Annotated in this window: 2 protein-coding genes and 1 pseudogene; all 3 read left to right on the top strand. The window is 40.3% G+C overall.

Annotated features, from left to right (window positions below):
* A pseudogene (locus QM629_RS07475) lies at positions 1-390 on the top strand (hypothetical protein); the annotation flags it as partial.
* Positions 391-571: 181 nt separating this feature from the next.
* Positions 572-1,342, top strand: coding sequence for a hypothetical protein (locus QM629_RS07470; protein WP_415158766.1), 771 nt, complete (start codon positions 572-574; stop codon positions 1,340-1,342).
* 70 nt (positions 1,343-1,412) lie between these two features.
* A partial coding sequence (locus tag QM629_RS07465; RefSeq protein WP_415158764.1) for a hypothetical protein occupies positions 1,413-2,973 on the top strand: 1,561 nt, incomplete at its 3' end.

Here is a 2,973-nt window from a genome sequence, read left to right as displayed (position 1 = left end):
TATAAATTAAGCGATAACAAAAGAATGGGCATTGGCGCCAGTTACAAGATTGGCTGGGGCAGCATAAAGCACATTGATGTGAGCAGTGAAGGTATTGGATTGAGAAGTTATGTGGACATGAAAATGCCCACTGTTGCAAAAGGAAAGATATTAAACGGGATATGGTTCAGTGGCGGGTTTGAGTACAATTATCTAAGCAGCTTTAAGAGCATACAGGAGCTGCACCGCAATGTGGATGTGTGGCAGAAGAGCGCCCTGCTGGGCTTAAGCAAGAAGTACAAGGTGGGTAAGAAGGAAGGTAATATGCAGTTGCTGTATGATTTTCTGCATAACCGGCAAACACCGCCGGGAACGGCGCTGAAGTTCAGATTGGGGTATAATCTCAGGTAAGAGCAATGATGGCTGGCATATTATAATGAAATTGAAATTTCAATTTTTGAATAGCTTGTTCACTGCAGGGAAGCTTTATGCCAATGCTGAGTTGAATGAAGAAATATTTTTAAACATAAGAAAACAACTGATATCAGTATAAAAAACAAACCGGTTCAAATCAAACTATAATTCATCTATTATGAAAAGATTATTACTGTTTAATTTATTTGTTGTTGTTGTTGCCTTTATTACCCATGCCCAGGTAACCAATAATTTTCCTGCTACAGGTACGCCAATTATTGGGGGCAGCAATTATATGTCAATAGGCAATAGGCTATTTTTCCAGGCAAAGAACCAGACTGACAATGGCAATAACAGGGGCATTGTGGCCAATAATTTATACTGGGACTCCGCCCAGTCAAAATGGACAAACGGTACAAGCGCTTCATTTGATTTTGCTTTAATGCGTTTTGAAGCAGGTGGAGATATTGGTTTTTTTAATGGCCCCTCTCCTAACCCGAGCGCCCGGCAAACGTTCACTAATGATGAACTGGAATCCTACAGAACAGTAACAATAAAAAACAGTGGAAAGATCGGTATAGGAACAGCAAACCCTGCAGAAAAGCTTTCGGTTAAGGGAACTGTTCTTGCACAAAAGGTAAAGGTGTCGCAGGCTGCAGCCGACTGGCCGGATTATGTGTTTGATAAAGATTACCCGCTGATGCCATTGGATTCTGTAGAAGCATTCATTCAAAAAAACGGCCATTTGCCGGAGATAGCGCCTGCCGCCGAAATAAAAAGCGCCGGGGTTGATTTAGGTGATAATCAAACAAAGCTTTTGCAGAAAATAGAAGAGCTGACTTTATACTTAATTGAGCAGAATAAGGTTATTACAGAACTGAAAAAGCAATTGCAGCAACAAAAGCAGGAAATATGCAAACTGCAATCAGGCTTAGAAAGCAAAGACTAAATACCTAAGGCTGCGTTGAGCATAAACAGGTACAAAAGATTACCAATTGTAAAATCAGCAATATTCAAACATGAACAGAACTAGCGTACGGGTAATACTTAAAAACGGTTTTTTGTTTTACTGCTTCCTGAATTTTGCGCTTACCAGGGCCGGGGCACAGGTAAACCTTCAGGGCGGGAGTGCAACTTTCAACATTCCTATGTTTGAATGGCAGGACTCCAGGAGCCGGCTTCATTTCAGCATGAGCTTAAATTATAACTCGGGGAGCGGGTTGAAAGTAAATGATATTGCATCAAATGCAGGCCAGGGATGGAATTTAATGGCCGGGGGAGCAATAACCCGTATGCAAAACGGGGAGCCCGATGACCAGTACCCGTATTATACAGGAACGAGTGAGCAAAATAATGACCTTGCCAAATACCCTGCCGGGTATCTGTATAATCCTGATGATGTTAAAACAAAAGGTTGCCCTTCAGCTTTAGCGAAATATCCAATCTTTGGTGATAAAAATCATATTTACAGGCAAAAAAATGCTGTGGCCATGGACAGGGAGCTGGATTATTTTGCCTTTAATTTCAATGGCAAAAGCGGGCTGTTTGTATTAAATAAATACAATAACACAGGATTTATGCTGGGAGACAGTAAAATAAAGATCCGCTTCGTACTGTCACCTGCAGATTTATCTTATGGCTCCAAGACCATCAGAACAAGGATTTCAACATTCTTTATCCAGGATGAAGATGGATTAACCTACCGGTTTGGCACTTATAAGGATGATCCTGCTTTTCGGCTTGGATTAACAAAAGTTATGAGAACCGGTTATTGCCATGCCGATGGCACCCAGATGCTGACGCAGCCTAAGTTTAAAAATAGTAAAGTTTATTACCAAAGCCTTTTTGAAGACAACAGCAACCAGTATCCTTACACCAAAACCACAAATCCATATATCGTCAATAGCTGGTATTTAACAGAAATCATTGATAGTTTTACGAACAGAAGAATTTTATTTACATACGGATATAAAACAGTTACCGACCCTGACCAGATAAGCTTTACCTGGAATAAAGAGAAGGATTATTCTATCATCTCCAGAAAGGCAACACAATCAGAAGTACCGGAACTCCTGTCCATAACATTCCCTGACGAGCAATCCACCATTTATCAGCATTTTAAGATAAATCTGAACTATGGCGCTGACAGGCTTGATGTGAAAGGCGAAAAGGTAATATCAACAGTAGATATTCAGTATATTAATTCAAACCTGACCAAAACAGCAGCAAGATATGAATTGAAAACCAGCTATTTCATTTTAAACCGTTATGGAACACCTGCTTCAGATTTTGAGAAGAGCGTTGCCAGGCTGTGCCTTTTAGCCGTTAAAAAATACGGAGTTGATTTAAAAGCAGATGACCAGCCTTATTTATTCGATTATTATATGGGTTCAAATGCCGCGGATGATTTTGTGCCGCCATATTCCTTTCCGGCCAAAGACATTTGGGGCTATTACCAACCATTTCACAGGATAGGCGACATTTCTCGCTTTATTTTCCTACTTTTGCGTATGCAAAATTTAGAAGTACTTATAGGCCAAAAGATAGATGGTCGCAAATTATCGCATGGGCAAAATGAAT

It is taken from the genome of Parafilimonas sp., from assembly GCF_047606085.1.
Lineage (GTDB): Bacteria > Bacteroidota > Bacteroidia > Chitinophagales > Chitinophagaceae > Parafilimonas.
The sequence above is the reverse complement of the archived record's forward strand: the minus strand, read 5'-3'. Positions and strand labels throughout refer to the sequence as shown.